The organism is Streptomyces sp. NBC_01515, assembly GCF_045040345.1.
Classification (GTDB): domain Bacteria; phylum Actinomycetota; class Actinomycetes; order Streptomycetales; family Streptomycetaceae; genus Streptomyces.
This window is the reverse complement of record NZ_CP109416.1, coordinates 8,319,424-8,346,308: the sequence shown is the minus strand read 5'-3', so window position 1 is coordinate 8,346,308 and position 26,885 is coordinate 8,319,424. Positions and strand designations below refer to the sequence as shown.

Annotated in this window: 19 protein-coding genes; 10 read left to right on the top strand and 9 right to left on the bottom strand. The window is 71.8% G+C overall.

Going from position 1 to position 26,885, the window contains the following annotated elements:
• Positions 1-46 precede the first annotated feature (46 nt).
• Positions 47-1,447, bottom strand: a complete 1,401-nt coding sequence (gene eccD / locus OG407_RS37710) for a type VII secretion integral membrane protein EccD (RefSeq protein WP_405864194.1) — start codon at positions 1,445-1,447, stop codon at positions 47-49.
• Positions 1,448-1,776: 329 nt separating this feature from the next.
• On the opposite strand from eccD, the gene eccCa reads away from it, so the two are divergent.
• The gene (eccCa, locus tag OG407_RS37705) at positions 1,777-5,715 is read left to right on the top strand and encodes a type VII secretion protein EccCa (protein WP_405864192.1); all 3,939 of its coding nucleotides are present in this window, start codon (positions 1,777-1,779) and stop codon (positions 5,713-5,715) included.
• Between the two features lie 104 nt (positions 5,716-5,819).
• On the opposite strand, the gene OG407_RS37700 is transcribed toward eccCa, so the two are convergent.
• Together OG407_RS37700 and OG407_RS37695 are read right to left on the bottom strand one after the other, a co-directional pair.
• Complete coding sequence (locus OG407_RS37700) at positions 5,820-7,091, bottom strand: S8 family serine peptidase (RefSeq protein ID WP_405864190.1); 1,272 nt, start codon at positions 7,089-7,091, stop codon at positions 5,820-5,822.
• Positions 7,088-10,432: a right-handed parallel beta-helix repeat-containing protein gene (locus tag OG407_RS37695; RefSeq protein ID WP_405864188.1), complete on the bottom strand. Its 3,345-nt coding sequence runs from the start codon at positions 10,430-10,432 to the stop codon at positions 7,088-7,090. The genes OG407_RS37700 and OG407_RS37695 overlap by 4 nt, the downstream gene beginning before the upstream one ends.
• A 310-nt stretch (positions 10,433-10,742) precedes the next feature.
• Here OG407_RS37695 and OG407_RS37690 point away from each other — a divergent pair, with 310 nt between their 5' ends.
• Positions 10,743-11,963 (top strand): hypothetical protein, encoded by a 1,221-nt coding sequence (locus OG407_RS37690; RefSeq protein WP_405864186.1) that lies wholly within the window; start codon positions 10,743-10,745, stop codon positions 11,961-11,963.
• A gap of 60 nt (positions 11,964-12,023) precedes the next feature.
• On the opposite strand, the gene OG407_RS37685 is transcribed toward OG407_RS37690, so the two are convergent.
• Together OG407_RS37685 and OG407_RS37680 are read right to left on the bottom strand one after the other, a co-directional pair.
• On the bottom strand, positions 12,024-12,794 hold the full coding sequence (locus OG407_RS37685; RefSeq protein WP_405864184.1) for a hypothetical protein: 771 nt from the start codon (positions 12,792-12,794) through the stop codon (positions 12,024-12,026).
• A 93-nt stretch (positions 12,795-12,887) separates the two neighbouring features.
• Entirely contained in the window at positions 12,888-13,316 is a 429-nt protein-coding gene (locus OG407_RS37680) for a DUF6299 family protein (protein ID WP_405864182.1), read from the bottom strand.
• A 285-nt stretch (positions 13,317-13,601) separates the two neighbouring features.
• On the opposite strand from OG407_RS37680, the gene OG407_RS37675 reads away from it, so the two are divergent.
• The 6 genes from OG407_RS37675 (at position 13,602) to OG407_RS37650 (ending at position 18,242) form a co-directional block, all read left to right on the top strand.
• Positions 13,602-13,802, top strand: a complete 201-nt coding sequence (locus OG407_RS37675; RefSeq protein WP_405864180.1) for a DUF5999 family protein — start codon at positions 13,602-13,604, stop codon at positions 13,800-13,802.
• Between the two features lie 109 nt (positions 13,803-13,911).
• Entirely contained in the window at positions 13,912-14,724 is an 813-nt protein-coding gene (locus OG407_RS37670; protein WP_405864178.1) for a PaaX family transcriptional regulator C-terminal domain-containing protein, read from the top strand.
• 104 nt (positions 14,725-14,828) lie between these two features.
• A complete protein-coding gene (gene cysC / locus OG407_RS37665) occupies positions 14,829-15,380 on the top strand; it encodes an adenylyl-sulfate kinase (protein ID WP_405864176.1) in 552 nt (183 codons plus the stop codon).
• Entirely contained in the window at positions 15,377-16,297 is a 921-nt protein-coding gene (gene cysD / locus OG407_RS37660; protein ID WP_405864174.1) for a sulfate adenylyltransferase subunit CysD, read from the top strand. Before cysC ends, cysD begins: the two co-directional genes overlap by 4 nt.
• Before the next feature lie 2 nt (positions 16,298-16,299).
• Positions 16,300-17,511 carry a sulfate adenylyltransferase subunit 1 gene (locus OG407_RS37655; RefSeq protein WP_405864172.1) on the top strand — a complete coding sequence of 404 codons (1,212 nt, stop codon included), beginning with the start codon at positions 16,300-16,302 and terminating at the stop codon, positions 17,509-17,511.
• Positions 17,512-17,786: 275 nt separating this feature from the next.
• The gene (locus OG407_RS37650; RefSeq protein WP_405864170.1) at positions 17,787-18,242 is read left to right on the top strand and encodes an ATP-binding protein; all 456 of its coding nucleotides are present in this window, start codon (positions 17,787-17,789) and stop codon (positions 18,240-18,242) included.
• Between the two features lie 24 nt (positions 18,243-18,266).
• Here the strand turns inward: OG407_RS37650 and argF are convergent, their stop codons facing one another.
• Both argF and OG407_RS37640 read right to left on the bottom strand, forming a co-directional pair.
• Positions 18,267-19,274: an ornithine carbamoyltransferase gene (gene argF / locus OG407_RS37645; protein ID WP_405864168.1), complete on the bottom strand. Its 1,008-nt coding sequence runs from the start codon at positions 19,272-19,274 to the stop codon at positions 18,267-18,269.
• Positions 19,275-19,386: 112 nt separating this feature from the next.
• Positions 19,387-20,610 (bottom strand): arginine deiminase, encoded by a 1,224-nt coding sequence (locus OG407_RS37640; protein ID WP_405864166.1) that lies wholly within the window; start codon positions 20,608-20,610, stop codon positions 19,387-19,389.
• 186 nt (positions 20,611-20,796) lie between these two features.
• Here OG407_RS37640 and OG407_RS37635 point away from each other — a divergent pair, with 186 nt between their 5' ends.
• Positions 20,797-21,867, top strand: a complete 1,071-nt coding sequence (locus tag OG407_RS37635; protein WP_405864164.1) for an SPFH domain-containing protein — start codon at positions 20,797-20,799, stop codon at positions 21,865-21,867.
• Complete coding sequence (locus tag OG407_RS37630; protein WP_405864162.1) at positions 21,864-22,763, top strand: hypothetical protein; 900 nt, start codon at positions 21,864-21,866, stop codon at positions 22,761-22,763. Before OG407_RS37635 ends, OG407_RS37630 begins: the two co-directional genes overlap by 4 nt.
• A 96-nt stretch (positions 22,764-22,859) precedes the next feature.
• Here OG407_RS37630 and OG407_RS37625 read toward each other — a convergent pair whose 3' ends face one another.
• Together OG407_RS37625 and OG407_RS37620 are read right to left on the bottom strand one after the other, a co-directional pair.
• The gene (locus OG407_RS37625; protein WP_405864160.1) at positions 22,860-25,406 is read right to left on the bottom strand and encodes a polynucleotide kinase-phosphatase; all 2,547 of its coding nucleotides are present in this window, start codon (positions 25,404-25,406) and stop codon (positions 22,860-22,862) included.
• Entirely contained in the window at positions 25,403-26,866 is a 1,464-nt protein-coding gene (locus OG407_RS37620; RefSeq protein ID WP_405864158.1) for a 3' terminal RNA ribose 2'-O-methyltransferase Hen1, read from the bottom strand. The genes OG407_RS37625 and OG407_RS37620 overlap by 4 nt, the downstream gene beginning before the upstream one ends.
• Positions 26,867-26,885: the final 19 nt, after the last annotated feature.

Here is a 26,885-nt window from a genome sequence, read left to right as displayed (position 1 = left end):
GCGAGGGCCGGTTCACCCGTTTCTCGTCCGCGGGGTCGGCACGTGGTCAGCCGAACATGCCGCGGAGGGTGCCGAAGACGCCCAGCAGCCACAGGGTGAGCGGCAGGAGGGCGATCGCCAGCAGGGAGTGCAGGATCTCCGCCGCGCGGCCCCAGTACGGGACCATGCGCCGTCCCGGTACGGTCCACACCGCGACCGTGAGGGCCGCCGCCACCGCGAGCAGGCCGGCGACCAGCAGGGTCCGCTCGGTGCCGGAGAGCCGTAGGCCCCAGCCGAACGCGAGCAGCAGCAGACCCCAGGCGCCCGGCAGTACCAGCACGAGGCGTTGCGCGGTGTTCACCAGGCCCCGGCCGTGCAGGAGCAGGAGCAGCGACAGGACCAGCGCGACCAGCAGCGCGGGGAGGCTCGGGCGCCGGGCGAGGGCCACCAGGCAGGCCGACGAGAGCACGCCCGTCGCGCCGTAGAGCGCGGTCATCCACTCGCCGGCCAGCTCGGTGCGTACGGCGACGTCGTTGCCCCGGTAGGGCTCGATGCCCTCCTGGAGCTGTTCCGCGTTGGTGGGCAGCGCGGGCATGCGCATCCCGGCGAACTTGAACGACAGCGCGGGCACCAGCCCGCCGAGCAGTACCGTGAGCGCCGCGACCACGCCGGCCGCGCCCGCCACCCGCACGTCGAACACGGTCATCAGCACCCCGCCCACCGCCGCCGCGAGCGCCACCAGCGCCGATGCCAGGAACAGCGGGGTGCGGGCCGCGGAGGCCGCGAGGGCGAGGACCGCGCCGCCGGCCCAGGCCGCCGCTGCCCCCAACAGCCGTGCCCCCAGCACCTGGTGGGCCTGCGGACCGCTCAGCTCACCGCCCGGCACCAGCCAGCCCGCGAGCGCGAGCGCCGGGGACGCGAGCAGGCCCAGGATCACGCCGGTCGCCGGATCGTCCACCGCCCGGCTCGCCGACGCGGCCCCGGCCAGCAGCAGCAGACCGGTGCCTACGGCGGTGGCCGCGCGCAGCGACGCCGGGGCGCCCGGCAGCGCCAGCAGGACAAGACCGGCCAGCACCGCCACCGCGAGCAGGCCGCGCAGCAGGCGCCGGGCCGCCTCGGGGCTCCAGCCGTGCAGCCGGTCCCGGGTGACCGCGGCGATGCCGTCGACCAGGTCGTCGAGGCGTACCTCGGGCAACGCCTCGGTGCGCGGCCGGAGATGGAGCGCCTCGCCGTCGGTCAGCCCGAGCGAGGCGAGGGTCGCCTCGTCGTCGAGCGGCCGGCCGCCGAGGCGCTGGAGTATCCAGCCGTCGTGTTCGAGACCGGTCTCCTCGGCCTCCTCCCCCGCGTACCGCAGCACGGTGGGCAGCAGGTCGGCGACCGGCACGTCGGACGGCACGGCGAGGTCGATGGTGCGGGTCGGGGCCCGCACGGTCAGATGGCACAGGCCGGTCACGGAAGTGTCGGTCATACCGGGGCTCACGTCTCCTGGACATCGAAACGGGGGCACGCGGCGCGGCGTGCGGGGTGGGGGGGAACTGAGGGAAACAGCGTGCCGGTGTAGCGGGGGGTGACATGGACGTACAGAGTTGACGGGGTGCACACTACTGACACTCCCTGCGACGCGTGTCAACGGGAGCCCCCACCAACGGTGTTGACAGCGTCCTCCACCGTGCCAGTGCCGAGGCCGGAATTCGGTGCATGCCCCCACATGCCGCCGCGGTGCGCGAAGTCCGTTAGGAGCCCCAAGCGTTGAGCGTGGTCCTGTTCCGTCGTCCTGCCCGCCGTCGTGGACCCGACATGCCCGCAGGCGAGTTGGTCCTCCAGGAACCGCCGACCCTCATGGAGACCGTCCCGGACACGTCCGCGGTGTGGACGTATCTGCCGATGGCGATGATGTCGGTCTCGATGATGATGATGTTCATGCGGTCGGGCGGCCAGTCCAGCGGCATCTTCATGTACATCGCGCTCGGCATGATGGTGATGGCCGCCGGCGCGATGATGATCGGCCAGGTCATGCGCAAGGCCGGCGACCGCAAGCAGCGGCTGCGCGGCGAACGCCGGGACTATCTGCGCTACTTGGCGCAGAGTCGACGTACGGTGCAGCGTGCCGTGATCGAGCAGCAGCTCGCCCTGGCCTGGCGGCATCCCGAGCCCCGGGTGCTGCGCACCATGGTCCGCACGACGCGGCTGTGGGAGCGCCGGGTGAAGGACGACGACTTCGGCGAGGTGCGGATAGCGGTCGGCGACCAGCAGCTCGCGATGCGGCTGACTCCCGTGTCCAGCAAGCCCGTCGAGGACCTGGAACCGCTGTGCGCGCACGCGCTGCGCCGGTTCATCCGCGCCTACAGCACCGTTCCCGGCCAGCCGATCGCGCTGTATCTGCGGTCCTGGTCAAGGGTGTTGGTGCACGGCGACCACGACGCCGCGCGCGGGATGCTGCGCGCCGCGCTGTCCCAACTGGCACTGTTCCACCCGCCGGAGGAGCTGTGGATCGCGGTCTGCGCCGGTGACGAGGTGCGTGCCGAGTGGGAGTGGGTGAAGTGGCTGCCGCACAACCAGCATCCTCAGGAGACCGACGGCGCCGGTCCGTTGCGGATGGTGGCCTCCGCCTACACCGATCTGGAGGACCAGCTCGGCAGCGAGTTCTCCGAGCGGCCCGCGTTCGACCCCGACGCCGTGCCCGGCCGTGACGAGCCGCTGGTGGTCGTCATCGTGGACGGCGCGAGCATCCCGGCGGGCCACCGCTTCGACGGCCCCGGTTACCGCAACGCCGTCGTCCTCGACCTCTCCGACAGCCTCACCTGGCGGCCCGGCCGCACCACCCTGCGCCTCGACGTCGCCCCGGACGCGGTCTCCCTGGTCCGCACCGACCGCAGCCGCAAGGAACAGGCCACCGTCCTGGGCCGCCCCGACCGGCTCGGCCCGGTCGCCGCCGAGGCGCTGGCCCGGCTGATCGCGCCGTACCGGATGACGCTCTCCTCCGACGCGGTCGAACCGCTCTCGAACGACACGGAGTTGACCACGCTGCTCGGCATCGCCGACCTGCACCGGCTCGACCCCGACACGATCTGGCGGCGGCACACCGGCTCCGCCCGGCTGCGCGTCCCGGTCGCCGTCGGCGCGGACGGGCGGCCCGTGGAGCTGGACATCAAGGAGTCCGCGCAGGGCGGCATGGGCCCGCACGGCATGCTGATCGGCGCCACCGGTTCCGGCAAGTCCGAGCTGCTGCGCACGCTGGTCCTCGGTCTCGCGCTCACCAACTCCTCCGAGACCCTGAACTTCGTCCTGGTGGACTTCAAGGGCGGCGCGACCTTCCTCGGCCTGGACGAACTCCCGCACACCTCCGCCGTCATCACCAACCTCGCCGACGAGGCCGCCCTGGTGGAGCGCATGCAGGACGCGCTGCACGGTGAACTCATCCGCCGCCAGGAGCTGTTGAGGTCCGCGGGCAACTACACCTCGGCCCTGGAGTACGAGAAGGCGCGGGCCGGCGGCGCCGATCTCGCCCCGATGCCCAGCCTGTTCGTCGTCGTCGACGAGTTCAGCGAACTCCTCGCCTCGCACCGGGAGTTCATGGAGCTGTTCGTGATGATCGGCCGCCTCGGCCGGTCCCTCGGTGTGCATCTGCTGCTCGCCTCGCAGCGCCTGGACGAGGGCAGGATGCACCAGTTGGAGTCGCACCTGTCGTACCGGATCGGTCTGCGCACCTTCTCCGCGATGGAGTCACGGGGCGTCCTCGGTGTCCCCGACGCGTACGAACTGCCCTCCCAGCCCGGCAGCGGCTACCTCAAGTCCGGCATCGAGGCGCTCACCCGCTTCCGCGCCGCCTATGTCTCCGGCCCGTACCGCAGGCGCGGCGGCGCGGTCGCGCAGGCCCGGGTCGCCACGCAGGTGGTGCCCTGGTCGACCGGGTACATCGTGCCGCGCGCTCCGGCACCGGCCGCGATCGCGGCGCCGGAGCCCGAGGCGGAGGAGGCCACCGAGAGCCTGCTGGCGGTGGCGCTCGACCGGCTGCGCGACTCCGGGCCGCCCGCCCACCGGGTGTGGCTGCCGCCGCTGGACACCGCGTCCCCGCTGGACGTCCTGCTCGGCGGTCTCGCCGAGGACCCGGACCGCGGTCTGAGCGCGTCCCGCTGGGCCGGCGCCGGGAAGCTGCGGGTGCCGGTCGGCCTGGTCGACAAGCCCTTCGACCAGCGCCGCGACCCGCTCGTCGTGGACCTCGCCGGGGCGGGCGGCCATGTCGCCGTCGCGGGCGGTTCGCAGAGCGGCAAGTCCACCGTCCTCCGCAGCCTCATCATGGCGCTCGCCCTCACCCACACCCCGCGCGAAGTCCAGTTCTACTGCCTGGACTTCGGCGGCGGCACGCTCTCCCAGCTGACCGGCCTGCCGCATGTCGGCGGGGTCGCGGCCCGCCTCGACACCGAGCGGATCAGCCGTACGGTCGCCGAGGTCACGGCCGTCCTCACCCAGCGCGAGCAGTTCTTCCTCGACAACGGCATCGACTCGATGTCCACCTACCGGCGCCGCCGCGCGGCCGGGGAGTTCCCCGACGAACCGCATGGCGACATCTTCCTGGTGATCGACGGCTGGTCGGCGGTCCGGCAGAACTTCGACCAGTTCATCCCGACGTTCAACCAGATCGCCACCAGCGGCCTCAACTACGGCATCCACCTCATCGTCGCGACCGCCCGCTGGCTGGAACTCACCGCCCCGGTCCGCGACCAGTCCGCGACCCGGCTCGAACTCCGGCTCGGCGACACGATGGACTCCGTCGTGGACATCCGCAAGGCGAGCGCGGTGCCCCAGATCCCCGGTCGCGGCCTGACCGTCGAGACGAAACTCCACTTCCTCTCGGCGCTGCCGCGCGGCGACGGTTCCACCGACCACGAGACCCTCAGCGAGGGCGTCGCGGACCTGGTCGACCGGATCGCCTCGGCGTGGCACGGCCCGCGTGCCCCGCAGGTCCGGATGCTCCCGCACCGGCTGCCCGCGGCCGAACTGCCCGAGCCCGAACTCGGCGACGGCGTCAGCCTCAAGCTCGCGCTCGGCCAGGACGAGGAGACCCTCGGCACCGTCTGGCACGACTTCTCCCGCACTCCGCACCTGGTCGCGGTCGGCGACTCGGAGAGCGGCAAGACCAACCTCCTGCGGCTGGTCGCGGACTCCGTCGTCGCCCGCTACACCCCTGCCGAGGCCCGCATCCTGGTCGTCGACTACCGCCGCGGCCTGGTCGACGCGGTCCCCGAGGAGTACCGCCTCGGCCACGCGGTCGCCCTGGAAGCCCTCAAACAACTGGTGGGCGGCTCCGCGAAGGCCCTGCGCACCCGTGTCCCCGGCCAGGAGATCACCCCGGCCCGCATGCGCCAGGCCGACTGGTGGACGGGCCCCCGTCTGTTCGTCCTTGTCGACGACTACGACATGGTCGGCGGCGGCACGGTCATGGACCACCCGTTCTCGCCCCTCTTCGAACACCTCGCCCTGGGCCACGAGTTGGGCCTCCACGTGGTCGTCGCCCGCTCCGCCACCGGCGCCGGCCGCGGCCTGAACGACCAGCTCCTGCGCCGCCTGGACGAGGTCAACACCCCGGGCATCCTGATGTCCTGCTCCCCGTCCGAGGGCTACGTCTTCGGCAACGTGAAACCCCGGGTCCTCCCCCCGGGCCGGGCCCTCCACATCGTCCGCCGCAAGCCGTCCCTCATCCAGACGGCACTGGCGGCGGGAGCAACGGAGGAGTGAGGCGCCGACACTGAACGGCACGGCCCCGGGCGGCAGTTCGTCGCCCGGGGCCGTGCCGTTTCACCCTGTGCGTCGTGTCCGCGACAACCGGTCCGGTCGGGTCGTCAGCTCTCCGAGGTCCCCTGGACACCGGTGCCCACCGGGACCGGGCTCTCCGCACCCTCGGGCTCGGGCCCGGCCGTACGCTCCGGCCGCGACGGGCGCCAGCCCAGGCGGCGCCCCCGGGGCAGGATCAGCCCCAGCCACACCACCGCGATGATCACGGCGAGGCCCGCCGACGCGGGCCACAGGGCGCGGCGGAGGGGGCCGGCCGCCTTGTCGGCCGGGAGGTGGACCGGGGTGCCGGCGTCGCCCCGGGACGGTGCGGCGGCGGTGCCGTCCAGGACCGAGGTGACGGCCGCGTACGGGTCGAGGCGGGGCACGTCGGCCGGGTAGGCGGAGGCGCGGAGGAGGGTCGCGGTCCGGGCGGCCGTCAGGTCCGGGTGGACGGAACGGACCAGCGCCGCCGCCCCCGCCACGAAACCGGCGGCCAGTGACGCGCCGGAGCCGATGTAGTGGCCGGCCCTCTTCGGGCCGATGCCGACAACTCCGTCCCCGGGCGCGGCGATTGTGGCGCTGGAGGTCGTGTACGCGCCGGTCGGCCGCTTGCCGGAGACGTCGACGTCGAGGACGGAGAGCACACCGTCGTCGGCGGCCGGGTAGTAGTCGCGGGCGGGCGGAGTGTCCGTCGAGGTCGCCGTCGCCGGTGTGTCCGGCACGGCCGCCGCGATCACCAGGACGTCCTTCTTCGCGGCCAGCGCGACGGCCGAGCGCAGCGCGGCGCTGTCGGCCGCGAGCGCAGCCGACACCGTCACCACCTTCGCCCCGCCGTTCACCGCGGCCCGGATGCCGTCCGCGACCCGGTCCGCCGTGACCGCACCCCGCGCGTCACTGCCCCGCACCGCGAGGATCCGCGCCTGCTGCGCCACCCCGGCGAACCGCACACCGTCTTCTACGGCCGCGCCGACCAGCCCGGCCACGAAGGTGCCGTGTCCCACACAGTCGGTCCCGGCGTCACCGACCGCCGTGACCCGGCCCTTGAGCGCGGGTGCGGAGGACGAGACCCCGGTGTCGACCACGCCGACGGTCACCCCGGTGCCCGACGCGAACGGCCAGGTGCGGCTGAGCTGGAGGGACACCTGCTCCCAGGGCACGTCGGTGGCGCGCCGGTCCGAGCCCGTCGCACAGGCCGCGCCGGCGTCCAACCGGGAGGCCAGCACGGGGAGTTGGACCGTACCGCCGGCCGCCGTCGCGGATCCGGCGCCGACGGCGCTCGCGGCACCCGTCAGCAGCAGTGCCAGACCGGCGGCGACGGCCTTGTGCCGGGTCGTCGTCATGCCCGGGCCGCCCCGCTGGAGGTCGGGGAGGCGGCCGTCGGGTCGGTGAGGTCCTCCGGGAGGAGCAGCCGCAGGTCGTCGAGGCTGGGGACGGCCAGTCTGCTGAGCCGGCCCGCCTGCCGGGTCATCATCCGCTCCAGGATCTGGCGGGCGGTGCGCGCGTTGCCGAACGACCGGTCGCGGGGCAGCCCGTCGAAGTACTGCCGGAGCACCGGTCCCAGCCCGGCCGCGCACTCGTAGCCGAGCTGTAGGGCGTGCTCGCGGACGATGGTGACCAGTTCGTCGGAGGAGTAGTCGGCGAACTCGACCCGGCGCGAGAACCGGGAGGACAGGCCCGGGTTGGAGGCGAGGAAGTTCTCCATCTCCTGCGTGTACCCGGCGACGATGACGACCACCTTGTCCCGGTGGTCCTCCATCAGCTTCAGCAGGGTGTCCACGGCCTCCCGGCCGAAGTCGGAGCCGGACGCCTCACGCGGGGTGAGGGTGTACGCCTCGTCGACGAACAGCACACCGCCCAGGGCCCGTTCGAAGACCTCCCGGGTCAACTGCGCGGTGTGGCCCACGTATCGGCCGACAAGGTCGGCGCGGGACACCTCGACGAGCTGGCCGCGCGGCAACACGCCCAGGGAGGCGAGGAGTTCGCCGTAGAGACGGGCCACGGTGGTCTTGCCGGTGCCGGGCGGGCCGGTGAAGACGAGGTGGTGGCTGAGCCGGGGCACCGGGAGTCCGGCGGCCTCGCGCTGCTTGGCCGTCGACACGAGGTTGACGAGGTCGGTGACGTCCCGCTTCACCGCGTGCAGTCCGACCAGCGCGTCCAGCCTGCTCAGCGCGTCGTCGCCGGGGTCGGCGGTGTTCGGTCCGTCGGCGGCGGTGCGGGCCGCCTCCTCGCTGATGTCCTGCGGCAGCAGCAGCGAGAGGTCCTGCTCGGTGACGTCGGTGAGCGCGGACAGCCGTACGGCCTGCCGGTCCACCATCTCCTCGAACACCTGCCGGGCGGCACGGCCGTTGCCGAACCCGGCGTCCTTCGGTATCCGTTCGAAGTGCACCGCGAGCGCGTGCCGGGTCTCGTCGGCGAGTGCGTACTGGTGGCGTACGCACATGCTCTCCATGATCTCGACCAGCTCCGGCACCGAGTAGTTCTCGAACTCGACGGTGCGTGAGAAACGGGACGCCAGACCGGGGTTGGAGCCGAGGAAGCTGCGCATCTCGTCGGAGTAGCCCGCCGCGACGACGACCACGTCCTCGCGGTGGTCCTCCATCAGCTTCAGCAGGGTGTCGACCGCCTCGCGCCCGAAGTCGGCCCCGGAACCACGGGAGTCGGCGGTGAGCGTGTACGCCTCGTCGACGAACAGGACACCGCCCAGGGCCCGTTCGAAGGCCTCGGTGGTCTTGATGGCCGTACCGCCGATGACCTGGGCGACGAGGTCGGCGCGGGAGACCTCGACGAGGTGCCCGGAGCGCAGGGCGCCCAGCTCGGCGAGGATCGTGCCGTAGAGGCGGGCGACGGTGGTCTTACCCGTGCCGGGGGGACCGGCGAAGACGAGGTGGCGGCTCATCGGCGGTGCGGACATGCCGAGTTGGGCACGGCGCGCGGCGAGCTGGGTGAGGTTGACGAGGGTGCGGACCTGTTCCTTGACGTTGTCGAGGCCGATCAGGCTCTCCAGCGCGGCCATCGGTCCGTCGGGGCGTCCGGGTCCGTCCGAGGCGGACACGGTGCCCGCCGGGTCGGTGCCCTCGGCCTCGCCGAAGCCCCAGGCGTCGCGGGACTCGTTGCCGGTGCTGGTGAGGTTCTCCACCGCGAGCCGGCCGCCGGCCTTGGCCTGGACGAGGCCGCCGCCCTTGTTGTCGCGGACCGTGCAGCCCACGACCGAGACCGGCGCCTCGGACTCGACGCGGATGCCGTCGCGGTCGTTGCCGGCCGCCTCGCAGCCGTTCAGGGAGGCCCGGCCGCCGTCGCGGACCAGGAAGCCGTGCTCGGCGGACGCGGCGGTCCGCACCCGGTTCGCCGTCAACTCGCCGCCGGTGTCCACGAGTACACCGCAGCCGCCGGCCGAGACCAGCTCGCCGTCACGCAGCGCCGCCGTGCCCTCGCCGCCGATCTCCAGACCGGCGCCGCCGGGGTTGTTGACCCGGAATCCGGCGAGATAGACGTTGCCGCCCGCCGTGACCTCCGCGCCCGCGCCGCCCGGTGTCTCCACCGTGCAGTCCTCGACCCGGCCGCGCCCGCCGTCGCGCACGGACACACCGGAGCCACCGGCCCCCGTGATCCGGGCGCGCCGGACCAGCGGGTTGGCGTTGCCGCGGATCACCACACCCGCGCCCTTGACGTCGATGATCTCCACGCGCTCCAGCTCGGCCGCCGCGTCCTCTTCGAGCAGCACGCCGTCCGACTCGCCGTCCCGGACGGTCAGCGAGGTCAGCGTGGGCGAGGAGGCCCCGGCCACCCGCAGCGCCGCCATCTGGGCGCCGGTCAGCCAGCAGTCCTCGTACGTGCCGCGCGAACGGTCCGTCACCAGCAGGCCGTTGCCCGTGGTGCGGGCGGTGCGGCAGCGGCGCAGCACCGGGTCGGAGCCGTGCGAGACGATGATGCCGGGCCCGCTGGAGCCGGTGACCCGCACCTCCTCCAGCTCGCAGCGGGCGGTGCTGGTGATGTGCACACCGATCGAGGTGTCGCGGACCACGGTCCGCAGCACGCGTATCGCGCTGCGCTCCTCAAGTGCCAGCGAGGGCTTGTCGGTCGAGGCGAGGTCGCAGTCCTCCACGGAGCCCTGCGCATCCCCGTTGGCGAGCACGCCGTTGCCGCGCGCGTCCCGCACGGTGCAGCCGCGCAGGGTGGCCCGGCCGCGCTCGCCGATCACCACCCCGCTGGTGCCGAAGTGTTCGAGGGTGCAGGACTCCAGCGAACTCTCCGTCGGCGAGGTGACCACGACACCGGCGCCGGTGCGGTTCGACACCCGGCACTCGCGCATCGCCAACGAGCCGGAGTTGCGCGCCAGTACGGTCGTCCACGAGGCGCCGGACAGATCGCAGCCCTGCATCGCGACCTGTCCGTGCGAGGCGTCCACGGCCGGATGTTCCTCGTCGTGGCCCTGGACCACCAGGTCGGTCAGCATCACCGCGTCGACGCGCAGCGAGATCACGGTGCCCTTGCGCGGGGCCAACCGGACGGTGCCGCGCGCCTGTTCGGCGACGATGGTGACCCGGGTGGTGACGACGAGGTTCTCCTCGTACGTCCCCGGGCGCACACTCAGCACCGCGCCTCCGCGCGCCCTGGCCAGGGCCTCTCCGATCGTCCGGGCGTCCCCGGTGCCCTCCGGACAGACCGTCAGTACCTGGCGCACTCAGCTGACCTCCTCGTGTCGGCACCTGTCGGTTGCGGTAACCCCATCATGCCGTCCCCGCACGCGCGTTCCCACTCCGGTCCGGAAAGCGGAACGTTCGCGGCGGGCGCGCGCGGTGCGGCACAACAGTGCCGTACGGCGAATTATGGGCTGTTGCGCAACGGCCGTACCAGCACCGGGGCTTGTGCGTGACGATTGTTAACTCCGGTGAAAGGAACCGGCGTTGGTGCATGCGCGTGAAAGGACTTGAATAGGATTGCGCACACAGACGTACGACGAACTGCTGGGCGAATGAGAGCGGACAGGGCGGATGACAGAGCGAACCGGACCGGCCGCGCGGAAAACGGCGGCAGAGAACGCGGCAGCGAATTCTGTGACGGGCGCCTCGGCCGGGGAAGCGACGGCGGCGGACCCGACGGCACCGACATCGATATCAGCGGCGGCGTCCGCTGAGGAAGCCTCCACCACGGCGAGCGGGACATCGGCCGCGAGTACCGCGGGCGGGGCGCCCAAGTCCCTTTCAGCGGCGGCCGGTTCACTCGGGTCCCCCGGGGTCGTCTCCGCGGAGTCCGTCGCGGCGGAGCCGGCCCGTCCCGCGATCTCGGCGGCGGAGGCCGAAGCGCTCGCAGGCAGCGGCCGTACGCCGGACGAACCCGCGGGACCGGCCGGCCCGGAATCCGCTGCCGCCGCCCGCGCGGCGCGGCAGGAAGCCGAGGCCGAGGCGCCCGCCGGGGCGCTGGCCGTGAGCATCCCCGAGGGCGACGGACCGACCCCCGGAAGCACGGCGGCCGCGTCCGTCGGCCGCCCGGGCCGCCCGCTGCTGGCCGGTGCGGCCGTGCTCGGCGCGCTGCTGATCGCCGTACCGGGGCTGCTGATGAGCCGGGACCGGACGCCGGAGAGCCACGACCGGGTGGTCGCCGACCAGGCGGGCACGATCCTCGGCGACAGCGCGGCGACGCAGGGCGCCGGGGCGTACGCCTCGGGCACCCCGACCGCCCCCACCGGGCACGCCACACCGAAGATCGCCACACCGCACAAGGCCTCGCCGGGGAAGACGACCGTCGCGCGGCCGGTGAGCGAGCCGACGACGATCAAGAAGACGAAGAAGCCGACGGCGAAGGCGACGAAGAAGTCCACGACGACCAAGTCCGGGACGAAATCGAGCACCACCACCACGACGTCCAAGTCCTCGTACCCGTCGGACGTCCTCGTCACGGCCACCCGGGTGCTGAAGGCGGGCCAGTCCATCAACGCGAAGAAGGCCCGGCTGCGCATGCAGACCGACGGCAACTTCGTCCTCTACGACGAGAACAACAAGGCCCGTTGGGCCACCATGACCTTCGGCTCGAACTACCACGCGGTGTTCCAGGCGGACGGCAACCTCGTCGTCTACACCTCCGGCAACCAGCCCGTCTGGGCCAGCAACACCGGCAGCCACGACGGCTCGATCCTCCGCCTCCAGGGCGACGGCAACATGGTGATCTACTCCGGCGGCTCGACCGCGATCTGGGCGAGCAACACCCAGCACTGACGGAGCCGATCTCAACTCCCCTTCGGCCCGCACCCCTTGAGGGTGCGGGCGCGGGGCCGGTCAGGCGGACAGCGACCGGGTCTCCTCGATGAAGTCACGCACGACGGTCGCGTTGCGGACCTCGACCCGCCACTCCTTCGCGTGCCGCGGACGTATCCAGACCTTCGTGAGCCCGTCGGCCCGGGTCTCGTCCAACTCGGCCCATTCCAGGGCAATTTCCGCGCCGCCCCGGTCCGGCCCCGGCAGCACCAGCCCGGTCCCGGTCACCGCGAGGCGCCCCAGCTCGACGCGCCCCTCGGCGTCCAGCGTGCCGCGCATGCGGTCCAACAGCCCTGGGCGCAGCGCCTCTTCGACGGCCTTGGCGAGGGTGTACTGCCCTACGACGTGCATCAGTACGAGGGGCTGCCGCTTCTTCCTCAGATGCACGGTGACCGTCGCGAACCGCCGACGCGTCTCGACCTTGACGATGCCCTTGCTCTCGACGGCCCCGTGGTCCACCTCGGTCGACTCGATCGCGTCCCACGGCACCGGCACGGGCGGGCCGTCGGCGTAGGCGAGCAGCAACCCGCCGTCGTAGAGGACGACTTGGCGCAGTCCCTCGCGGGGCGGGATGCGCCGGAGGGCCTTGAAGGACGCCACCAGGACCAGCACCGCGATCGGCGCGGTCAGCCACCAGGACTTCGTCACCCCGTACACCGCGCCGTCGACGGCGAGCGTCGGCAGGAGCGCCAACTCCTCGTGTCGCCACGGGCGATGGCATCGGTAGACCTTCAAGCGGCCACCCAGTCCCGCCAGTTCGGCCGTCTCGTCGAAGCGCCTCGGATCATTCACCCCGGCACTATAGGTACACGTCCGACCGGCGGCCGGTGCCGGACGCCGCCCCCGTCCTGAAGGCGTCCGGCACCGCTGCCGCCGACCGCGGGCTCAGCTCTGGGTGAGGGTGACGTCCTGCTGCTGCGCCGCGTGGAAGCGGGGCAGGGGCAGGCCGGAGCCGGCGGAGAGTTCCATCACGGTGGCCTCGACCCGGGCGGCGCCGGGGGTGACCGGGTGGGACGGCTTGCCCGAGTTCTCCCAGCTGTGCTCCGTGCCGTCGCAGACCGCGCGGGTGCCGCCGATGCCGTGATGGACCGAGGGGTCGCCCTGCATGACGGAGGAACTGACGAAGACGGCACCCGAGTTGCCGAGACAGCGGTAGGTGCCGGAGAGGGTGACGGTGCCGTCCGGGGCGATCGTGCCCGTGGGGTCGACCGTCACCGTCTCGTACGGGGCGGCGGACGCGGTCGCGGCGGGGGCGGCGGCCAGCAGGAGCAGCGCGGCACCGGCCGCCGTACCGAGGACGGAACGCAGGGACATGGGAGTACCTCCTGGAGTTGGGGCCTCCACTGGTACCGGGCGACGGCCTCAACTCCCGTGATCCTCACTCCTTCGGTGGCGAGTCCGTACCGAGCGTCGCGATCGTCACTCATTAGGTGGCGGGTCCGCACCGAGCGTCGTGGAACCGTCCGAGTGTTGTCCGCGTGTTGTCACGCTTCACAGCGGGCGGTTCCGATGAGTTCGCAGCGGGAGGATGGTCTGTATATGCGATGCGGGCGGTGACGGAGCCGCCGGAACGGATCGCATCCGACGTGGAGGTACGCCATGTGTTCCCACCAGTCCTCGTGCCCCGTGACCGACACCGAGACCACCACCCCGCACATCGTGTCCGCCCACCCCGAGCAGGGCTGGACACTGCTGTGCGACGGCGCGATCGTCTTCGACGACCTGGGCGCCGTTCTTCCCGACGGCCGGATCGTCGCCCCGCACCGGGTCCCGGCGGACCGACTCGCCGTCGCCGCCTGACCGTTCGCTCGTGATCGTCTGCCCGAACCCGCTACCCACGGTGATCGTCCGACGCCTTGAAGTTCAGGGGCGCACCCGAGGTGACCAGCAGCGATACCGTCGGCCTAAGATGATCAACGTGTCCGACCAGCCTGCTCCACGGTCTCTCATCGTCACGCTCTACGGCGCGTACGGCCGCTTCGTGCCCGGCCCGGTTCCGGTCGCGGAACTGATCCGGCTCCTGGCCGCGGCCGGCGTCGACGCGCCCTCCGTGCGCTCGTCGGTGTCCCGCCTTAAACGGCGCGGGCTGCTCCTGCCGGCCCGTACGGCGGAAGGCGCCGCCGGGTACCAACTCTCGCCCGAGGCACGGCAGTTGCTCGACGACGGCGACCGGCGCGTCTACGCGGCCACACCCCCGGAGGACGAGGGCTGGGTGCTCGCGGTGTTCTCCGTACCCGAGTCGGAGCGCCAGAAGCGGCACGTCCTGCGCTCCCGCCTGTCCGGCCTCGGCTTCGGCACCGCCGCCCCGGGCGTGTGGATCGCCCCCGCCCGCCTGTACGAGGAGACCCGGCACATCCTCCAGCGGCTGCGCCTCGACCCGTACGTCGACTTCTTCCGCGGTGAGCATCTCGGCTTCGCGGCGACCGCCGAGGCCGTGGCCCGCTGGTGGGACCTGCCCGCGATCGCCGCACAGCACCAGGCGTTCCTCGACCGCCACGCGCGCGTGCTGCACGCCTGGGAGCAGCGCGCGGACACCCCGCCCGAGGACGCGTACCGCGACTACCTCCTCGCCCTGGACTCCTGGCGCCACCTCCCCTACGCCGACCCCGGACTCCCCGCGAGCCTGCTCCCCCGGGACTGGCCGGGCGCCCGCTCGGCCGAGGTGTTCCGCGCGCTGCACGAGCGGCTGCGGGACGCGGGGGCCGCGTTCGCGGGCGTGTGACGGCGGCCCTCAGCCAAACCTCAGCTTCCTTAGCAGGTCCTCTCAGAGTTCTTACCTAGCCTTCGACGACGTCGCTCGTCGGGTAAGGAAGAGGACTGTTGCGCATGACCACCACGGCAAGGGCTCAGGGAGCCACCGTCTGGCTCACCGGACTGCCGAGCGCGGGTAAGACGACGATCGCCCAGCATCTCGGGGAGCGGCTGAGAGCCGAGGGACGTCGCGTGGAGGTCCTCGACGGCGACGAGGTACGCCGCTTCCTCTCGGCCGGCCTCGGCTTCTCCCGCGAGGACCGCGACACCAACGTCCAGCGCATCGGCCTCGTCTCCGAGGTGCTCGCGCGCAACGGCGTGCTCTCCGTCGTCCCGGTCATCGCCCCGTACGCCGACAGCCGCGAGGCCGTCCGCAAGCGCCACGAGGCGAGCGGGACGCCGTACATCGAGGTCCATGTCGCGACCCCCGTCGAGGTGTGCAGCGAGCGCGACGTGAAGGGCCTCTACGCCCGCCAGGCCGCGGGCCACCTCACCGGCCTGACCGGTGTCGACGACCCGTACGAGCCGCCCACGGACCCGGCGCTCACCCTGCCGACGCAGGTACAGAGCCCGCGGGAGTCGGCGGACGCGGTGTACGCGGTGCTGTCCGAGCGGGGGCTGGTGTGAGCGCGGTGACGACCACGGAAGCCTTCACGCTCTCGCACCTGGACGCCCTTGAGTCGGAGGCGGTGCACATCTTCCGCGAGGTGGCGGGTGAGTTCGAGCGGCCGGTGATCCTCTTCTCCGGCGGCAAGGACTCCATCGTCATGCTGCACCTCGCGCTGAAGGCGTTCGCGCCCGCGCCGGTGCCGTTCACGCTGCTGCATGTGGACACCGGACACAACTTCCCCGAGGTCCTTGAATACCGCGACCGCACGGTCGAGAAGCACGGGCTGCGTCTGCATGTGGCCTCCGTACAGGACTACATCGACCGCGGTGTGCTGCGCGAACGCCCCGACGGGACGCGGAACCCGCTCCAGACCGTGCCGTTGACCGAGAGGATCCAGTCCGAGCGCTTTGACGCGGTCTTCGGTGGCGGCCGCAGGGACGAGGAGAAGGCACGGGCGAAGGAGCGGGTGTTCTCGCTCCGGGACGAGTTCTCGCAGTGGGACCCGCGCCGCCAGCGCCCCGAGCTGTGGAATCTGTACAACGGGCGGCACGCGCCCGGCGAGCACGTCCGCGTCTTCCCCCTGTCCAACTGGACCGAGCTGGACGTCTGGCAGTACATCGCCCGCGAGGGCATCGACCTCCCGCAGATCTACTTCGCCCACTACCGCGAGGTCTTCGACCGCGGCGGCATGTGGCTGACCGCCGGTGAGTGGGGCGGGCCGAAGGCGGGCGAGACCGTCGAGAAGCGGCAGGTGCGGTACCGGACCGTCGGTGACATGTCGTGCACCGGTGCCGTCGACTCCGACGCCGCCACGCTGGAGCAGGTCATCGCCGAGATCGCCGCGTCCCGGGTCACCGAGCGGGGCGCGACGCGTGCCGACGACAAGATGTCCGAGGCCGCGATGGAAGACCGCAAGCGCGAGGGGTACTTCTAAGCATGAGCACGACCACCATCGACACGCTGCGGTTCGCGACGGCCGGTTCGGTCGACGACGGCAAGTCGACCCTCGTAGGGCGGCTGTTGCACGACTCCAAGTCGGTGCTGACCGACCAACTGGCCGCCGTGGAGCGGGTGTCGGCCGATCGCGGCCAGGACGGTCCCGACCTCGCCCTCCTCACGGACGGGCTGCGCGCCGAGCGCGAGCAGGGGATCACGATCGACGTGGCGTACCGCTACTTCGCCACGCCCCGGCGGCGGTTCATCCTCGCCGACACCCCCGGCCATGTGCAGTACACCCGCAACATGGTCACCGGCGCCTCCACCGCCGAGCTGGCGATCATCCTGGTCGACGCGCGCAACGGTGTCGTGGAACAGACCCTGCGGCACGCCGCCGTAACGGCGCTGCTGCGGGTGCCCCATGTCGTCCTGGCCGTGAACAAGATGGACCTGGTCGGGTACGGGCAGCCGGTGTTCGAGCGGATCGTCGAGGAATTCACGGGCCACGCCGCCGAGTTGGGGCTGCCGTCCTTCACGCCGATCCCGGTGTCGGCGCTCGTCGGCGACAACGTGGTGGACCGTTCGGCGCACATGGACTGGTACGCGGGTCCGGCGCTGCTGGAGTTCCTGGAGGATGTGCCGGTCGGTGCGGACCCGTCGGACGCGCCGGCCCGTTTCCCGGTGCAGTACGTGATCCGGGACGGTGAAGTGCGTTGGTACGCGGGCCAGTTGGTGTCCGGTTCGCTGCGGGTCGGTGACCGGGTGACGGTGCATCCCTCCGGTCAGGGTTCCGAGATCGCCGGGATCTCCGTGCTCGGTACCGGGGCCGAGGTGGCGTACGCGCCGCAGTCGGTCAGCCTGCGGCTCGCCGATCAACGGGACGTGGCGCGCGGGGACATGATCACCGCCGGGGCCGACGCGCCCGCGCTCACCCAGGATGTGCGGGCCGCCGTGTGCCATCTGGCCGACCGGCCGCTGCGGGTCGGCGACCGGGTGCTGGTGCGGCACACGACGCGGACGGTGAAGGCGATCGTCAAGGACCTCGGCGGCGCCACCGCACTACTGGCGAACGACCTGGGCCGGATCACCCTGCGCACCGCCGAGCCGCTCGCGCTGGACGACTACGCGGTCTCGCGCCGTACGGGCGCGTTCCTGGTGATCGACCCGGCGGACGGCGCGACGCTCACCGCGGGGATGGCCGATCTGGCCTGATCCTCGCCCGCGGAATGCCCTCGGACCCCGTTTCGCACGGGGTCCGAGGGCGTTCTCGTGCCCGGCCTGAATAGCCTGTCGAAATGACCTGTTGCCGTCGCATCCGTCACGAGTCGTCAATAGCGCGGTAACAAGGGGAGCAGCTGTGCGGAAGTGGCCGTTGAACGGGGTATGCCGCTCGACACGGGGCCAAAAGTCCCGGGCGGTGCCCGTCGAGAGACCCTGACAAAGGGCGCCGTACCATTCATATAGTTGAAAGCAGGACAGCCTGCTCCATGAACGGACCCGCCTTGCAAGAACGCCCTTCTGCCTCCGCCTCCTGGCGCATCGCACTGCCGCACACCGCCGCGGCCGTGCCGGTGGCGCGCGCACTGGTCCGTACGGCTCTGTCCGAGGTGAAGTACACGGCCGACAGCGACACCGCGGAGCTGCTGACGGCGGAGCTGGTCGCGAACGCGGTGGAGCACACCGCCGGTGACGCCCCCATAGAGCTCGTGGTCGAGCTGCTGCCCACCGGCTGCCAGGTCGAGGTGCACGACCCCGACCCCGAGCCGCCCGGAAGCCTGACGAAGCCCGCCACCGAGGAGCCCGACCCCTGGCAGGAGCACGGACGCGGCCTGCTGCTGATCCGCGCCCTCAGCTCGTCGTGCGGCCACCGCCCGACCGAGTCCGGCAAGGCGGTGTGGTTCAGGCTGCCCGTCGTACCGGAGCAGTGGCGTCCGGCGGGATAGTCCGCCGGGCGGCGTACGCGCCGGTCAGGCCAGTGTTGCCACGAGCACAGCCTTGATCGTGTGCAGTCGGTTCTCCGCCTGGTCGAAGACGACCGAGTGGGCGGATTCGAAGACCTCGTCCGTGACCTCCAGCGAGTCGAGACCGTGGGTCTCGTATATCTCGCGGCCGACCTTGGTGCCGAGGTCGTGGAAGGCCGGCAGGCAGTGCAGGAACCTGACGTCCGGGTTGCCGGTGGCCCGCAGGACGTCCATGGTCACGGCATACGGCGCGAGAGCCGTGATCCGCTCGTCCCAGACCTGTTTGGGCTCGCCCATGGAGACCCACACGTCGGTGACGACGAAGTCGGCACCCGTCACCCCCTCCTCGATCCCCTCGGTGAGCGTGATGCGCGCCCCGCTCCGCTCGGCGAGCGCGCGGGCGGCGGTGACGATCTCCTCGGCGGGCCAGTACGACTTCGGGGCGACGATCCGTACGTCCATGCCGAGCAGCGCGCCGGTGACCAGGTAGGAGTTGCCCATGTTGAAGCGGGCGTCGCCGAGGTAGGCGAAGGCGATCCGCTTCAGCGGCTTGGCGCTGTGCTCGGTCATCGTGAGCACGTCGGCGAGCATCTGGGTGGGGTGCCAGTCGTCGGTGAGACCGTTGTACACGGGCACGCCCGCGTACGCACCCAGCTCTTCCACGGCCGCCTGGCTGTCCCCGCGGTACTCGATGCCGTCGAACATACGGCCGAGCACGCGCGCGGTGTCCTTCACCGACTCCTTGTGCCCGATCTGCGAGCCCGACGGGTCGAGGTAGGTCGTCGAGGCCCCCTGGTCGGCCGCGGCGACCTCGAACGCGCAGCGCGTGCGCGTCGAGGTCTTCTCGAAGATGAGCGCGATGTTCCTGCCCGACAGGTACCGCGTCTCGTCCCCGGCCTTCTTGGCGGCCTTCAGCTCGGCGGCCAGCTCGATCAGACCGCGGAACTCCTCCTCGGAGAAGTCCAGCTCCTTGAGGAAGTGGCGGCCGGCGAGGGCGGTCGGGACTGTCGCCATGGGGGCGCTCCATCGGTGCGGGTACAGGTACGGATACAGGTACGGGTACAAGGTCTTTTGGAATTCTATACGACTCCTAGCATTTCTATACGGTAGTCCGATCCCTGGACGCCTACACGGCCTCCCGCTCGACCGGGCAGCTCATGCAGCGCGGGCCGCCCCGGCCCCGGCCCAGTTCGCTGCCGGGGATCTCGATCACCTCGATGCCCTGCTTGCGCAGATACGTGTTGGTGGTGGCGTTCCGCTCGTAGGCGACGACGACGCCGGGCTCCACGGCGAGGACGTTGCAGCCGTCGTCCCACTGCTCGCGCGCGGCGGCGTGCACGTCCTGCGTGGCGGTCAGGACGCGGATCCCGTCCAGACCGAGGGCGGCGGCGATCGCGCGGTGCATGTGCTCCGGCGGATGGTCGGTGACCTTCAACTCCTTGTCGCCGACGCCCGGTTCGATCGTGTACGACCGGAGCATGCCGAGCCCCGCGTACTGGGTGAAGGTGTCGCCGTCGACCATCGTCATCACCGTGTCGAGGTGCATGAAGGCGCGCTGCTTGGGGATGTCGAGCGCCACGATCGTCTGCGCGGAGCCCTCGGCGAACAGCTTGTGCGCGAGCATCTCGACGGCCTGCGGGGTGGTGCGCTCGCTCATGCCGATGAGCACCGCGCCGTTTCCGATGACGAGTACGTCGCCGCCCTCGATGGTGGACGGGTAGTCGGCCTGCCCCTCGGACCAGACGTGGAACTTCTCGCTGCGGAACAGCGGGTGGTGCCGGTAGATCGCCTCGAAGTGGACGGTCTCGCGCTGCCGGGCCGGCCAGCGCATGGCGTTGACGGAGACGCCGTCGTAGATCCAGGCGGAGGTGTCGCGGGTGAAGAGGTGGTTGGGGAGGGGGGCGAGGAGGAAGTCGTCGAGGTCCATGACGTGGAAGCGGACGGAGGTCGGCTCCGCGTGGGCTTCCAGGAACTCCCGCTTGGTCATGCCGCCGACGAGCGCCTCGGCCAGTTCGGGTGCGGGCAGGGCCTCGAAGGCGGCGCGGAGGTGGTCGGTGGCGAGGGGGCCGTACTCCTTCTCGTCGAAGACGCGGTCCAGGACGAGCGCGCGGGCCGCCGGGATCGCCAGGGACTCGGCGAGCAGGTCGCCGAAGAGGTGGACGGCGACGCCCCGGTCGCGCAGCACGTCCGCGAAGCCGTCGTGCTCGGCGCGCGCCCGGCGCACCCAGAGCACGTCGTCGAAGAGGAGGGCGTCCTTGTTGCTGGGGGTGAGCCTTTTGAGCTCCAGATCCGGCCGGTGCAGGATGACGCGGCGGAGCCGCCCGGTCTCGGAGTCGACATGGAGTGCCATGTCTCCATCCTGACCATCCGGGGCCGGGTTCACCCCCTTACTTCACATACCGCCACCGCTTCCCGTACCGCCACTTGTTTTCGTCCCCTTGACGACAAGTGGGCCGCACGATTATCGTCTTACTGACGAGATCGATGCGGGATCTGACCGGATCCCACGGGAATTGACGGGATCTGAGGGACTCTGATGGCCGACATCACCCGGCGCCTGGGCTGGCGCCACCTGCGCGGGGCTCCTACGGCGCACATCCGGCACCACCGCTCGGGCAAGCTGCTGCACGACGGGCCCGGACTCAGCTTCTGGTTCCGTGCGTTGACCGCCGCGCTCTCCGAAGTGCCGGTCGACGACCGGGAGTTGGCCATGACCTTCCACGCCCGTACGTCCGACTTCCAGGACGTGGCGGTCCAGGCGACCGTCACCTACCGCATCAGCGACCCGGCCCTGGCCTCCGCCCGCCTCGACTTCTCGGTCGACCCGGACACAGGCGTGTGGCGGGGATCGCCGCTCGAACAACTCGGCACCCTGCTCACGGAGACGGCCCAGCAGCACGCGCTGGCCGTGCTCGCCCGGACACCTCTCGCATCCGCGCTGGTCGACGGCGTGACGGCGGTACGGGAGCGGATCGCGGCCGGCCTCGGCGCCGAACCGCGCCTCCCGGCCACCGGCATCGAGGTGGTCGCCGTCCGCGTGATGGCCATCCGCCCCGAGCCCGAGGTGGAACGGGCACTGCGCACCCCGGCCCGCGAACAGATCCAGCAGGAGGCGGACAAGGCCACCTACGAACGCCGGGCCGTCGCCGTCGAGCGCGAGCGCGCGATCGCCGAGAACGAACTCGACAGCCAGATCGAACTCGCCCGCCGCGAGGAGCAGTTGGTCGACCAGCGCGGCACGAACACCCGCCGCGAGGCCGAGGAGCACGCGGCCGCGGACGGCGTACGGGCCGAGGCGGAGGCGACCCGTACGGTACGGCTCGCCGACGCCGAGGCGGCACGTTCCGTACGGCTCGCTCGTGCCGAGGCCGAGGGTGCGCGCGAGGTCGGTGACGCGCGGGCCCACGCCCAGGCGGCGTGGCTGCGGGTGCACGCGGACGTCGACGTCGCGACCCTGCACGCGCTCACCGGGACGCGGCTCGCGGAGAACCTGCCGAACATCGACAGCGTGACGATCTCGCCGGACGTGCTGACGGGGCTGCTCAGCAGGCTCGGTGCCGGTGGCGATGCCGGTGCCGGTGCCGGTGGCGGCGAGGTCGGCGCGTGAGTCTCGCGCCGCGGGCCGTCCTCGTCCACCGGACCACGGAGTACGAGGAGTTGGTCGCCCGGCACGGGACGCACGGGCAGGCCGCGTACTTCCTCCGGTCGCGGGGGCGGGACATCGAGGAGGTCGCCGAACGGCACCGCCGGACCCGGCGGGCGCTGGCCGAGGTGTCCTCGGCGATCCCCCTGACCTGGCGTCAGACCCAGGTCGAGCGGGCCGACTTGGACCGGTTCCTGTTCGCGCCGGAGGACGTGGTACTGGTCGTCGGGCAGGACGGGCTGGTCGCGAACGTCGCCAAGTACCTCTCCGGGCAACCGGTGTTGGGCTTCGACACCGACCCCGGCCGCAACCCGGGGGTCCTGGTACGGCACCGCCCGTCGGACGCGGCCACGTTGCTGCCCTCCGCGCACGCGGCGGGCACCGGTGTGGACGAACTGACCATGGTCGAGGCCGTCGCCGACGACACACAGCGACTGGTCGCGCTCAACGAGATCTATCTGGGAGCCGTCGGTCATCAGACGGCCCGATACCGCCTGGGTCTGGAGGGCGACGGGGGTGTCGTCGAGGCCCAGGCGTCCTCCGGGGTGCTCGTGGGAACGGGCACCGGGGCCACGGGGTGGCTCCGGTCGGTGTGGCAGGAACGGGGCAGTTCCCTGTCCCTGCCACACCCCTCGGAGGACAGGTTGGTGTGGTTCGTACGGGAGGCGTGGCCTTCGCCTGTCACCGGGACGTCGCTGGTCTCGGGTGAGCTGAGCGGATCGGCGGGGCTTCAACTCACCGTCGAGTCGGAGGGGTTGGTTGTGTTCGGGGACGGGATGGAGGGGGATGCGGTGGAGTTGACTTGGGGGCAGGGGGTGCGGGTGGGGGTTTGCGGGGAGCGGTTGCGGTTGGTGGGCTAATGGGTGGGTGAGTGGGTGGGAAACGGGGGGGCTGGGGGCGGGGTCCCAGGACGACCACCCCCACCCACCCACCCGTTAGCCCATCCACCCGCACCGTCACAACCGCGGATCCACCGGCTCCGACTCCAACGCCAGCACCCCGAACACCGCCTCGTGCACCCGCCACAACGGCTCCCCCTCGGCCAGCCGGTCCAGCGCCTCAAGACCTAGCGCGTACTCCCGGATCGCCAGGGACCGCTTGTGGTTGAGGAACCGCCCCCGCAGCCGGGCGAGGTTGTCGGGACGCGTGTACTCCGGACCGTAGATGATCCGCAGGTACTCCCGCCCCCGGCACTTGATACCGGGCTGGACGAGTCGGCCCGCCTCGCTGCGTACGACCGCCCCGACCGGCTTGACGACCATGCCCTCGCCACCCCGCCCGGTCATCTCCAGCCACCAGTCGACACCGGCCTGTACCGACTCCGGGTCACCGGTGTCGACGTACAGCCGACGGGTGGTCTGCAGCAGGCCCGTGCTGTCGTGCTCCACCAGCCGGTCCAGCAGGGCGAGTTGGTCGTCGTGCGGGAGTCCGGCGAGGCTGCGTCCCTGGACCGCGAGGAACTGGAACGGGGCGAGCCGGACACCGTCGAGGCCGGACGTGGTCCAGCAGTAGCGCCGGTACGCGTCGGTGAACGCCGAGGCGTCGGCGGCGCGTTCACGCTGCCGGGACAGCAGCGCGTCCACGTCGACACCCCGCCCCGCGGCACCTTCCAGCGCGCCCAGCACCCCCGGGAACACCGCACCGGCCGCGGCGCCGACCGCCGCGTACTGACCGCGCAGCAGCCCGGACGCCTTCAGCGACCACGGCATCAACTCCGCGTCCAACAGCACCCAGTCAGTGTCCAGCTCCGCCCACAGGCCCGACTCGTCGAGCGCCGTCCGCAGCCGGCCGAGGATCTCCTCGGTGACCGCCTGGTCGTCGAAGAACGGACGGCCGGTGCGCGTGTAGAGCGAACCGGTCGGCCCGTCCACGCCGAACCGCTTGGCCGCCGCCTCCGCGTCCCGGCACACCAGTGCCACCGCCCGCGAACCCATGTGCTTCTCCTCGCACACGACCCGCGCGACCCCGTCGTCGGCGTACTGCGCGAACGCCTCCGCCGGGTGCTCCAGATAGCCGTCGACGTGCGAGGTCGCCGTCGGGGCCATCGTCGGCGGGAGGTACGGCAGCAGGCGCGGGTCGACCGCGAAGCGGCTCATGACCTCCAGAGCCGCCGCCGCGTTCTCCTCGCGGACCGACACCCGGCCGGCGTGCCGGGTCTCCACCACCCGGCGGCCGTGCACGTCCGCCAGGTCGAGCGGGCGGCCGTCGTGGCCGCCGGGTGCCTCCGTGCGCAGCGGGCGGGTCGGCTCGTACCAGACCTGCTCGGCCGGTACGTCGACCAACTCCCGCTCCGGCCACCGCAGGGCGGTGAGCTTGCCGCCGAAGACGGCACCCGTGTCGAGGCAGATGGTGTTGTTGAGCCAGGTGGCCTCGGGGACCGGGGTGTGGCCGTAGACGACGGCCGCCCGCCCCCGGTAGTCCTCGGCCCACGGGTAGCGCACCGGCAGGCCGAACTCGTCGGTCTCGCCGGTGGTGTCGCCGTAGAGCGCGTGCGAGCGGACCCGGCCCGACGTGCGGCCGTGGTACTTCTCGGGCAGGCCGGCGTGGCAGACCACGAGCCTGCCGCCGTCGAGGACGTAGTGGCTGACGAGTCCGTCGATGAACTGCCGTACCTGGGCGTGGAATTCCTCGCTCTCCCCCTCCATCTGCTCGATCGTCTCGGCCAGGCCGTGGGTGTGCTGGACCTTGCGGCCCTTGAGGTAACGGCCGTACTTGTTCTCGTGGTTGCCCGGTACGCACAGTGCGTCGCCCGAGCCGACCATGGACATCACGCGGCGCAGCACGCCGGGCGAGTCGGGGCCGCGGTCGACGAGGTCGCCGACGAAGACGGCCGTACGGCCCGCCGGGTGGACGCCGTCGTCGTAGCCCAACTTGCCGAGCAGGGTCTCCAGTTCGGCGGCGCAGCCGTGGATGTCGCCGATGATGTCGAAGGGGCCGGTGAGGTGGGTCAGGTCGTTGTAGCGCTTCTCGGTGACGATCGTGGCGTGGTCGATCTCCTCGACGCCCCGCAGGACGTGCACCTTGCGGAAGCCCTCACGCTCCAAACCCCTGAGGGAGCGCCGGAGTTCGCGGGTGTGGCGGGTGATGACACGGCGGGGCATGTCGGCGCGGTCGACGCGGGAGGCGTTGCGCTGGGCGCACACCTCCTCCGGTACGTCGAGCACGATGGCGATGGGCAGCACGTCGAACTGCTTTGCCAGGTCGATCAGTTGGCGTCGGCTGTCCTGCTGCACGCTGGTCGCGTCGACGACCGTGCGACGGCCGGCGGCGAGGCGCTTGCCGGCGATGTAGTGCAGGACGTCGAAGGCGTCCCGGCTGGCGCTCTGGTCGTTCTCGTCGTCCGCGACCAGGCCCCGGCAGAAGTCGGAGGAGATGATCTCGGTCGGCTTGAAGTGCCGGTGCGCGAAGGTGGACTTACCCGAGCCGGAGGCGCCGATCAGCACCACGAGGGAGAGGTCGGTGACGGGCAGGGTACGTACCTTCGCGGGGGTCTCGTTCGTCATGCGGCCTTCTCCTCCTTCACGGTGCTTACGCTGAACACGGCCATCTGGGTGGGTGGTCCCACCTCGGGGTCGTCGGGTCCGACCGGTACGAACTCGACGTCGTAGCCGTGCCGTTGGGCGACCTTCCCGGCCCACTCCCCGAACTCGGCGCGCGTCCACTCGAAGCGGTGGTCGCCGTGCCGGACGTGTCCGGCGGGGAGGGTCTCCCAGCGGACGTTGTACTCGACGTTCGGGGTGGTGACGACGACCGTCCGCGGGCGGGCGGCGCCGAACACCGCGTACTCCAGGGCCGGCAGCCGGGGCAGGTCGAGGTGTTCGATGACCTCGCTGAGCACGGCGGCGTCGTAGCCCTTGAGGCGGTTGTCGGTGTAGGCGAGCGAGCTCTGGAAGAGCTGGACGCGCGAGGCCTGCCGCTCCCCCATGCGGTCCACCTTGAGGCGGCGGCTCGCGATGGTGAGCGCGCGCATCGACACGTCGGTGCCGACGATCTCCGTGAACCGGGTGTCCTTGAGCAGCGCCTGCACCAACTGCCCCTGCCCGCACCCGAGATCGAGCACGCGGCCGGCACCGGACGTCTTGAGCGCCCCGATGATCGCGTCCCGGCGCCGCACGGCGAGCGGCGTCGGCTTCTCCTCGGCCTCGGTCTCCGGCTCGACGGCGTTGTCGATCGACTCGACCTCGCTGTCGTCGGCCTCGGCGAGCCGCACCAGTTCCAGTCGCTCCATGGCCTCCCGGGTGAGGGACCAACGGCGGGACAGGTAGCGGCTGGTGATGAGCTTCTGCTCCGGGTGCGCGGGCAGCCAGCCCTCACCGGCGCGCAGCAGCTTGTCGACCTCGTCGGACGCCACCCAGTAGTGCTTGGCGTCGTCGAGCACGGGCAGCAGGACGTACAGGTGCCGCAGCGCCTCGGCGAGAGTCAGCGTCTCCGCTTCCAGTACGAGGCTCACGTACCGCGAGTCGCCCCACTCGGGGAACTCGGCGTCCAGCGCGACCGGTTCGACGGTGACGGTCCAGCCGAGCGGCGCGAAGAGGCTCCGGACGAGATCGGGACCGCCCCTGGCGGGCAGCGCGGGCACCTCGATGCGCAGCGGCAGCGGCTGTTCGGCGCGCTCGGGGCGGGCGTTGCACACGCCCCGCATGGCGCTGGAGAAGACCGCGCTCAGGGCCACGGCGAGCAGTGAAGAGGCCGCGTACGGGCGGTCGTTGACGTACTGCGCGAGCGCCGCGTCGGGCGCGCCGCCGCGCCCCTTGCCCTTGCCGCGCCGGACCAGCGCCACCGCGTCGACCTCCAGCAACAGCGCCGCCGTGCACCGCCCGGGATCCGCCTCGGGGTAGAGGACGTACGCCTTGCCGTAGGACGTGGAGAACGCCTGCGCCTTGTCGGGATGCTTGTGCAGCAGGAAACCGAGGTCGGTGGCGGGGCGTTCGGGGGTGCCGGTGGTGCTGATCGTCAGGAACACGGTGGGCCTGCCTCGTAAC

Bases quoted from the DNA above. Each gene is read 5' to 3' on its own strand.
- eccD (WP_405864194.1), bottom strand. From the start codon at position 1,447: ATGACCGACACTTCCGTGACCGGCCTGTGCCATCTGACCGTGCGGGCC.
- eccCa (WP_405864192.1), top strand. From the start codon at position 1,777: ATGCCCGCAGGCGAGTTGGTCCTCCAGGAACCGCCGACCCTCATGGAG.
- OG407_RS37700 (WP_405864190.1), bottom strand. From the start codon at position 7,091: ATGACGACGACCCGGCACAAGGCCGTCGCCGCCGGTCTGGCACTGCTG.
- OG407_RS37690 (WP_405864186.1), top strand. From the start codon at position 10,743: ATGACAGAGCGAACCGGACCGGCCGCGCGGAAAACGGCGGCAGAGAAC.
- OG407_RS37680 (WP_405864182.1), bottom strand. From the start codon at position 13,316: ATGTCCCTGCGTTCCGTCCTCGGTACGGCGGCCGGTGCCGCGCTGCTC.
- OG407_RS37675 (WP_405864180.1), top strand. From the start codon at position 13,602: ATGTGTTCCCACCAGTCCTCGTGCCCCGTGACCGACACCGAGACCACC.
- OG407_RS37670 (WP_405864178.1), top strand. From the start codon at position 13,912: ATGATCAACGTGTCCGACCAGCCTGCTCCACGGTCTCTCATCGTCACG.
- cysC (WP_405864176.1), top strand. From the start codon at position 14,829: ATGACCACCACGGCAAGGGCTCAGGGAGCCACCGTCTGGCTCACCGGA.
- OG407_RS37655 (WP_405864172.1), top strand. From the start codon at position 16,300: ATGAGCACGACCACCATCGACACGCTGCGGTTCGCGACGGCCGGTTCG.
- OG407_RS37650 (WP_405864170.1), top strand. From the start codon at position 17,787: ATGAACGGACCCGCCTTGCAAGAACGCCCTTCTGCCTCCGCCTCCTGG.
- argF (WP_405864168.1), bottom strand. From the start codon at position 19,274: ATGGCGACAGTCCCGACCGCCCTCGCCGGCCGCCACTTCCTCAAGGAG.
- OG407_RS37640 (WP_405864166.1), bottom strand. From the start codon at position 20,610: ATGGCACTCCATGTCGACTCCGAGACCGGGCGGCTCCGCCGCGTCATC.
- OG407_RS37635 (WP_405864164.1), top strand. From the start codon at position 20,797: ATGGCCGACATCACCCGGCGCCTGGGCTGGCGCCACCTGCGCGGGGCT.
- OG407_RS37625 (WP_405864160.1), bottom strand. From the start codon at position 25,406: ATGACGAACGAGACCCCCGCGAAGGTACGTACCCTGCCCGTCACCGAC.